General features: G+C 40.0%; 7 protein-coding genes and 2 pseudogenes. 7 read left to right on the top strand and 2 right to left on the bottom strand.

Features of this window, described 5'->3' with window-relative positions:
* From RQ763_RS06620 to RQ763_RS06590, 7 genes and pseudogenes are all read left to right on the top strand, one after another.
* Window positions 1-399: pseudogene (locus RQ763_RS06620) on the top strand (hypothetical protein); the annotation flags it as partial.
* A 30-nt stretch (window positions 400-429) separates the two neighbouring features.
* Window positions 430-954, top strand: a complete 525-nt coding sequence (locus tag RQ763_RS06615; RefSeq protein WP_314151894.1) for a shikimate kinase — start codon at window positions 430-432, stop codon at window positions 952-954.
* Complete coding sequence (locus tag RQ763_RS06610) at window positions 947-1,369, top strand: thioredoxin family protein (protein ID WP_314151893.1); 423 nt, start codon at window positions 947-949, stop codon at window positions 1,367-1,369. The genes RQ763_RS06615 and RQ763_RS06610 overlap by 8 nt, the downstream gene beginning before the upstream one ends.
* Window positions 1,366-2,658, top strand: a complete 1,293-nt coding sequence (gene hisD, locus RQ763_RS06605; RefSeq protein ID WP_314151892.1) for a histidinol dehydrogenase — start codon at window positions 1,366-1,368, stop codon at window positions 2,656-2,658. Before RQ763_RS06610 ends, hisD begins: the two co-directional genes overlap by 4 nt.
* A 213-nt stretch (window positions 2,659-2,871) precedes the next feature.
* Entirely contained in the window at window positions 2,872-3,510 is a 639-nt protein-coding gene (locus tag RQ763_RS06600; RefSeq protein ID WP_314151891.1) for a 4Fe-4S dicluster domain-containing protein, read from the top strand.
* A complete protein-coding gene (nrfD, locus tag RQ763_RS06595) occupies window positions 3,510-4,409 on the top strand; it encodes an NrfD/PsrC family molybdoenzyme membrane anchor subunit (protein WP_314151889.1) in 900 nt (299 codons plus the stop codon). Before RQ763_RS06600 ends, nrfD begins: the two co-directional genes overlap by 1 nt.
* A 12-nt stretch (window positions 4,410-4,421) precedes the next feature.
* Window positions 4,422-7,838: a molybdopterin-dependent oxidoreductase gene (locus RQ763_RS06590; RefSeq protein ID WP_314151887.1), complete on the top strand. Its 3,417-nt coding sequence runs from the start codon at window positions 4,422-4,424 to the stop codon at window positions 7,836-7,838.
* Between the two features lie 74 nt (window positions 7,839-7,912).
* Here RQ763_RS06590 and RQ763_RS06585 read toward each other — a convergent pair whose 3' ends face one another.
* The gene (locus RQ763_RS06585) at window positions 7,913-8,410 is read right to left on the bottom strand and encodes a protein disulfide oxidoreductase (protein ID WP_314151885.1); all 498 of its coding nucleotides are present in this window, start codon (window positions 8,408-8,410) and stop codon (window positions 7,913-7,915) included.
* Window positions 8,411-8,422: 12 nt separating this feature from the next.
* Window positions 8,423-8,645 (bottom strand): annotated as a pseudogene (locus tag RQ763_RS06580) (inorganic phosphate transporter); the annotation flags it as partial.

Raw genomic sequence — 8,645 nt, 5'->3', positions numbered from 1 at the left:
CTCAATGACTTTTTTCGTTTGGAGTATATTGTAGCGGTCTCCATTATGATAGGAGGAGGGTTTATTCTCTCTACCATGACGGGTATGCTCTATAAAATAGTTCCATTTTTGGTCTGGTTTCACCTTAATGCAAAAGGGTATATGAGCATCCCTACTATGAATGAGATGGTAAATAAAAAATTGGCAATGATTCAGTTTTGGCTTTTTATCTTCTCTCTTATTGGTTTTGTAATCTCCTTTTTTGTACCGTCGCTGTTAGCTATTTTTGCAGTTGCGTTCATTGCAAGCATGATACTTTTAGAGTACAATATCGCAGTTGCGGTTTTGGTTTATGTAAAAACTATAAAAACCAAACCTGATTTTGACATGAGTGCCTTTGCTATGAAAGTAGAGAGTTAAAGGCTATGATAACTAAGTGCAGGGAGTTAAATGCCAAGTCGTAAAAATATTATTTTAGTAGGCTTTATGGGTGTGGGCAAGGGCAGTGTTGCCAGAGAACTCATCAAGATATCTGATTATATGTCGGTTGATACGGATGATTTGATAGAGAGTATGGAAAATAGAAGCGTTAAGCGAATATTTGAACAAAGCGGCGAAAAGTACTTTAGAGATCTGGAGAAGAGAGTCTCTTTGTGGCTGGAGAACTCTGTTAGCAATACTCTTATATCAACCGGAGGCGGATTTTATAAGCAAGAAAATCTAAAAGATATAGGAGTTGTTGTTTTTTTAAACTCCTCTTTTGATAAAATACTAAAGCGAATCAAAAGTCATCCAAATGCATCGAAAAAACTTAAAAAAAGACCGTTGTTAAATGACTTGAAAAAGGCAAGAGAGCTTTACAAGGAGCGATTGCCCCAGTATATGGCTGTTGCTGACATAGTGATTGACGTGACCGACAAAAGCGCACTAGAGTGCGCTAAAGAACTTTTAGAAAAGGTGAAAGAACATGCGTAAATTTTATATATTTTTAGTACTGGGTATAGCGATAAATCTCTTTGGCGCGGAGATAAATTGGGCAAAAGATTATCATGAAGGTACTGCAACTGCACAAAAACAGGACAAGCCAGTGCTTTTTGTCTCATCAAGCCATAAATGTAAATATTGTGTAATATTAGATGAGACTACTTTTAAAGACGCAAGGGTAGTGGAACAGTTGAACAAAAATTTCATTTCGGTTATTTCATACAGCGATGAGAATGATTATCTGCCAGAGGAGCTTTGGAGACCGGGAACACCGGCTATCTGGTTTTTGATGCCAAGCGGTCAGCCGATGTTTGAGGCGCTTATGGGCGCCATGAATGCCGAGAATTTTCTAAAGGCACTCTCCATTGTCGAGGAAGAGTATAATAAGGAAAAGAACAAAAAATGATCTTCACAAATTCAAAAAGCAATAATTTTAAAGCAGAGTTTAGCGAACTTCTTGAGCGCGGCAAGATGGATATAGAGTCTGTTACGGCAATAGTCGGAAATATCATAAGTGAGATAAAAAAAGATAAAGATGAGGCGCTTAAGAGGCACATTTCAAAATTTGACAACTGGACTCCGCTAAGAGACGAAGATCTGAAAATATCTACGGAGTTGATGAAAAAAGCTTATGACAATATTGACGAGAAGCTCAAAAGTTCTCTGCATCTGGCTTATGATAGAATAAAAAACTATCATGAAAAGCAGAAGCCTAAATCTTGGTTTGACAGCGAAGAAAACGGGATAATTTTAGGTCAAAAAGTTACACCCGTTGACAGTGCGGGTCTTTATATACCAGGAGGAAAAGCGGCATACCCGTCTTCTCTTTTGATGAATGTCATCCCTGCCCAAGTTGCCGGAGTTAAAAATATAGTCGTCTGCACCCCTACACCCGACAATGAGCCAAATGAGCTTTTACTTGCGGCATGTCATCTTTGCGGAGTGAGTGAAGTTTACAAGGTCGGCGGAGCAAGCGCAATTGCGGCTATGGCTTATGGCACGCAGAGCATTCCAAAAGTTGACGTTATTACCGGACCGGGAAATATCTTTGTTGCAACTGCAAAAAAAATGGTCTTTGGAGAGGTCAATATAGATATGATTGCAGGACCAAGTGAAATAGGTATCTTAGCAGATGAGAGCGCAAATGCTTCTCATATGGCAATAGATATGCTCTCTCAGGCAGAGCATGATGAGATGGCAAGTTCTATCTTGATAACGCCTTCGCAAAAGTTGGCAGATGAGGTGAAAATAGAGCTTGAGAATTGGCTCTTAAAACTTCCGCGACAGGGGATTGCAAGAAAGTCCATCGAAGAGAGAGGGGCTATTATCGTAACCTCAGACATGGATGAGGCTGTGGAGCTGATGAATCAAATAGCGCCAGAGCATCTAGAAGTTGCAACAATGTCACCTTTTGAGCTTCTTGCGTCTATAAAACATGCGGGAGCAATCTTTTTGGGGCACAATACACCTGAGGCGATAGGCGATTATGTTGCAGGTCCAAATCATACGCTTCCAACGGGCGGAACGGCAAAGTTTTATTCGCCTCTTGGAGTTGAAAACTTTATGAAGAAATCTTCTATTATCTTTTTTAGCAAAAGAGCTATTAATGAGATAGGTGGAGAGTGCGCTCTGATTGCAAATACCGAGGGGTTAAACGCACATGAACTCTCGGTCAGGGTAAGGCTTGATAGTTAAAGCCGCCCTCTTTTTTTTACTTTTCAAATCTTCCCAATCCAAAATAATATTATAATTTTATCACATTTCTATAAATAGTTTAAGCTTTATAAAGATAATATACCCACAGTAAGAAAACACTATGTCCGTAGGATAAGGGATTCTTTTTATAAAGATTACGCGTAGTTATAAAACTAAAATATCTGTCTGTCAAAAGGCTATTAAGGAGAATATATGCAATTAGGCTTCCTAGTTGATTTGCATCTGTGTATGGGATGTAAAGGGTGTGAAATCGCATGTAAAGTGGAAAATGAAGTTCCGCTTAGTACATGGAGACTTCGTGTTAAATATGTAGATGTGGGAACTTTCCCCGAAACAAAAAGAACATTTACACCGCTTAGATGTAATCACTGTGAAAATGCACCGTGTGAGAGAATTTGTCCGGTTAGTGCGCTTCACTATCTGGAAAATGGAATTGTCAATATTGACAAAGAGCGCTGTATTGGTTGTGCAGGATGTGTTATGGCTTGTCCTTACGGAGCTATCTATATTGACCCTCAGACGCAAACGGCAGATAAGTGTACATATTGTGCGCACCGTGTTGCTTCAAGTATGATGCCGGCGTGTGTTGTCGCATGTCCTGTTCAGGCAAATATTTTTGGAGACTTAGATGACCCTACCTCAAACATCTCTAAGTATATTCAGGTTCATCAAGGTGGAGTTCAAGTTCGTAAACCTGAAAAAGGAACTAATCCTCACCACTACTATGTAGGCGGCGGAAACGTTACTCTTAACCCTCTTGCTTCTAAGAGAATTGATGGACACTCACTCTTTAACAACATAACAACACTTCCAGTAGGAGGACACCACTAATGGTACATGAAACGTTAGCAGCAACAAATGCTGTAGTTACTTTAGACGTCGCACTTCCGGGGATAGTATGGCCTTGGTTAGTAACAGTTAACATGTGGGCAAAAAGTATCGGTACCGGTGTTATTTTTATGCTTTTCATTCTTCTTAGAATGCATCCTGAGTCAGTTAAAAACTTAAGACTACCTACAGCTGTAGTCGCATTTTTGTTTATTAATATTTTCTTGTTGTTTACACTGGCAGACCTGCATCAGCCATTTAGAATGTGGCATATATTTGCTTACCCTAGTTTCTCATCGGCAATCGCTTGGGGCTCATTTATGGCGTCGGCATTTTTAGGGCTTTTAGTACTTTTGGTATTTCTTGCTTACAAGAAAAACAATGAAACATTTGACACAGTGTTATTATGGACGGCAATTCTTGCTATTCCGGTAACGCTTTATACAGCTGCTCTTATGGCTCAGTGTACTGCTCGCGAACTTTGGCAGATGCCAGCAGAGTCTGCTCAAATGATTTTAGCAGCACTTCTTGCAGGTTCTGCATTTATGATACTTCTTGGCGGAAACAAGTTAAGCGCAGAGGCAAAAAATACTCTAGGTGTTGTTCTAGGGCTTAGTGCTTTAATGGCGTTTATAATCTATATGTCAGAGTATATATTCGGTTCAATGAAGGCAGAAGAGATTGCTGCTGTTATAGATTATATTAAGGGCGATGGACCATATACTGTTATGTTCTGGCTAGGTCAGTGGATAGCTTATATTTTACCGATGCTCTTTATTCTTTTAAGCAGAGCCGGCAAAAGTGATAGTATTTTAAAAATGGCGGCTATTTTAGCATTAGTCGGGCTTGCTATAGTTAAGCATGTATGGCTAATTATTCCACAATTATTACCAATGAGTTAGGGAGAAATATTAATGTATTTAGAAAGTAGAAGAACATTTTTAAAAGGCGCCGCATTTACAGTTGCAGGCGCTTCAATTGCAAAGGGTGTGTTTACGGCTGATGCTATTGCTGACTCAGTTAGTGACAGTAAGTTTACAAACACTCCGGACTCTTTATCATTCTATCCTCCTATGAGCGAATGGGATGATTTTAAAGAGCTAGATGGTGATGATTGGAAAAGAGGCGGTATAGATCGTCATGGCGTGAGAAGTGCTTCAAATCCTGATGGTATTGAAGTTAATGATTATGCAATCGTTCCTACAGCATGTTCAAACTGTGAGGCATCTTGTGGTCTAACTGCATGGATCGATAAAAAAACATTTACAGTTAAAAAGTATATGGGTAACCCACTACACCCCGCTTCACGCGGACGTAACTGTGCTAAGGGTTATGCAGTTCAATCACAAATGTATGATCCGGATCGTATAGCGTTTCCTCTAAAGCGTGCTCCGGGTTCTGCTCGTGGTGAAGGTAAGTGGATTCGTACTACTTGGGACGAAGCTATGACTACCATCGGCAAAAAGATGCATGATGCTATTAAAGTGGGTGATGAGCTCTCTAAAAAATCATGTATGTTCCACGTCGGTCGTCCAAATGAGAACGGATTTACAGGTAAAGTATGGCAAACAATCGGTCAAGACTGTTTTAACTCGCATACAAACATCTGTAGTTCGGGTGGTCGTACTCCTACAATTCAGTGGGCAAATGACGATAGAACATCTCCGGATTGGGCAAATGCAAAACTTATCTTCCTCAACTCTTCACATGCGGCAGATGCAGGACACTACTTTGCACAATCAGCTGCATTTATTGCAGATGCTAGAGCTAAAGGCGCTAAAATGGTGGTCATGGACCCTCGTTTATCTAACTCTGCCGGTATGGCAGACCTTTGGATTGCAGCATGGCCTGGAACAGAGCCTGTTATATATCTCTACCTTGCTCAAAGAATGTTGAGTGAAGGCAAAGTAAATAAAGAGTTCGTTAGAAGATGGTTAAACTGGGAAGTTTTCTTGGATAACAAAAAGTATTTGGAGTTCATGGTAAGCAAAGGGTATATCTCTAAAGTTCCTGATGCCGATGATTTTGATACATTCTTGGATGTTTTAAAAGAGCTATACTCTCCTTTTACTCTAGATTATGCGGTTAAAGAGACACATGTCCCTGCATACAAGCTAGAGAAACTTTACGATATGTTTATCTGGGCGGGAACTTCTATCTCTTCATATTTCTGGAGAGCAGCAGCTGCAGGAAACCGCGGTGGATGGATGAGTGGTCGTACAGGTTACCTTTCACTAGCACTTCGCGGTGCTATCGGACCTGAGGGTGGTACATTTTTCCACCACTGGCATGTTATCTCTGTTGGCGGAAAAGGTGGAAGTTCAACAGTAGGTCAAGGAAAACGTGGATCTGATGTTCCAAAAATTGATATCTACAATGAGCTTTCGTGGCCGCCTGAATGGCCTCTTTCAACTTATGAGCTATCTTACCTTCTCCCACACCTTCTAGCAGATAAGAAGTGGCAGAAGAAGTGGATAGACAGAGGGCTTAATGTTCCTCAAAAGCTTGCGGTCTGGATTCCTCGTATGTACAATCCTGTATGGATTAATCCGGATGGATTTAGATGGATTGAGACAATCAAAGATGAGTCTAAGATGGAGCTTACTATGAATCTCTCTCCTGTATGGTCAGAGACAAACTGGTATGTGGATTATATTCTGCCTGTTGGTCTTGCAGGTGAGAGACACGATCAGCACTCAGAGGCAACAATGCCTGCACGTTGGACATCTTTCCGTCAGCCTGTTATGAGAGTTGCTTTAGAGAAAGCTGGATGGAAGCCTAAAAACCCTAACCGCGCTACTTTAGAAGCTCATATAAAAGCAGGTCTAGGAGAAGTTTGGGAAGAGAATGAGTTCTGGTTTGATATGTGTGTTAATTACATAGATCCAAAAGGTGAACTCTATTTAGATGAAGCAAAAACAAAAACAATAAAGTCTATGTGGGAGTCCAAAAAGAATCCTGGCAAGCCTGTTACTATTGCTGAGTGGTATGATGCGGCATTTGGCGATAACTTGCCAAATCTTAAAGCAACCGCTACTTCTGATGAGAGATATAAGAACTCAGAATTCCCTGTATATGACTATATGAGAGATCATGGTGCATGGATGGAAGAGAACAATATCTACTCTGCACAAGAACGTGAAGTAATCGATGATGGTAAAAACTATATTTCTCACGGTCATAAGTATGATAAAAAAGATGTTACTATCGACAAGAGAACAGGTGTTATGAGTGCAGAGTCTCACGGTAAGAAACAATCTATCGGTATTGAGATTGACGGTAAGAAGATGGAAGGTTTTCCAACACTTGATAAGAAGCTTGACTTTTTCTGTGAGTGGCTTGCTGATGACTGGAAATGGCCTGAATATGCTATTCCATTCTATCCTAGAAATGAGAAAGAGAAAAAAGAGATGGTTCATATTGTTTCGCATGTAAATCACTCTTTTATGACAGAGAAAGACTCGTATGCATTAAATACAGTATTTAGATTGCCGTATAATATTCATACACGTTCTGCAAACTCTAAGCACCTTATGGAGATTTCGCAAAATCACGATCCTATCTGGATCTCAACTGGTGATGCTGCACGCCAAGGCTTTAAGCGCGGCGATGCAATACGTGTTAGAATAGTAGATAGCTTAACAGGACTAGAGTCAGGTTACTTTGTTGCTATGGCTGTTCCAACAGAGGGTGTTTTACCGGGAACTCTTGCATGTTCACACCACGGAGGACGCTGGAAACTTGTAAACTCTGTTAGTATTCCTAACGGCGTTACAGATGGAAAAGTTGATTCTCAGCCAGTGCTTAGAAATATGAACGATCCTAAATTTATGGCTCATTCTCCTGAAAATGCAGGTAAAGAGGGCGCACAGATTAAGATTGAAGATTATAACGGTCATGGCGGAATAAACAGTTTTGGTGTTCCTACAGCTGAACTTCAGATGGATGGAAAAGTGGGCAAACTCAAATATGTTGAGGGAATCAAACCGTTTAAAGCTGAGAGATTTGCAGACTACAACAAAGATAGTGCAAATATCTGGTGGGATGGACTTAGCGGTTCATGGCAAAATGCCGTAGCTGCTCCGCACCCTGACCCGATTTCAGGTATGCACTGCTGGCATCAAAAAGTTATTTTAGAGCCTGCGCAAACTGGTGATAAGATAGGCGATATATTTGTAAACTATGATAACAACTTCAAAGTTTATGAGGGTTGGAGAGATCAGTTGACTCGTGGTTTAGATGAAAACTCTACACTTCGTCGTCCAGAACATATCAAGCGCCCATGGGTGCCTCTATCTCATAAAGCATACGCTGTTAAGATAAGCAAGTAACGTTATAAAGCCTCTTATGAGGCTTTATGCTTTAGTTCCGCACTGCCTCTTATTGCAGTAGAGATATAAAACTTTTATAATCCGGCTATCCACATCCTAAGCCACAATCCAATAGTTGTAGTATAACCAACCTCGCTAAAAGCTTCATTGCCATCTTTATCATAAATAATAGTAGTAGGAAAGATGGAAACGCCATATCTTTGAGTTATTTGTCCATCACTGTCGTTTAGAACCTTAAAGGTTAAATCACGGCTTCTTAAATACTCGCGCATCTCTTCATCGCTACCGGATTTAAGAGCAATCGTTAAAACATTAAAACTCTTTGAAATTCTCTCTATGTTTTGAGCTTCAGCTTTACATGTTGGACACCATGTAGCCCAAAAATGCAGTAGAATCGGCTCATTTGTTGGAATTTCGTATACGCTGTTGTCTATAGTGATAATCTCTTTGAGTTCAACAGGCGCTTTGTTTAAGCTGCCACTTCTGTAGATACTTAACACATTTGCAAATATTGTCATTAGCAGAATAAAAAGAAGAGCCTCTTTGAGATATTTTATAAGTTTATGCTTCATAAAAATCCATTCTTAAAGCATAATTCCTTTTATGGTAAAGAAGAGCATTCCGGCAAGAATAGCTGCTGCAGGCACCGTAATAAGCCATGCGGCAACAATTTTTTTAATTGCATCTCTTCTTACATATTGAATCTTTTTAGCTTTTTTGATGCTCTTTTTAGTTGATTTTATAATCTTTTTTTCATTTGCTATAAGTTTATATAGCTCGGCAACTCTTGTGTAGTCGCCCTGAGAT

The sequence above is a fragment of the Sulfurimonas sp. genome, from assembly GCF_032250635.1.
Lineage (GTDB): Bacteria > Campylobacterota > Campylobacteria > Campylobacterales > Sulfurimonadaceae > Sulfurimonas.
This window is presented reverse-complemented; position numbering and strand designations above follow the sequence as displayed.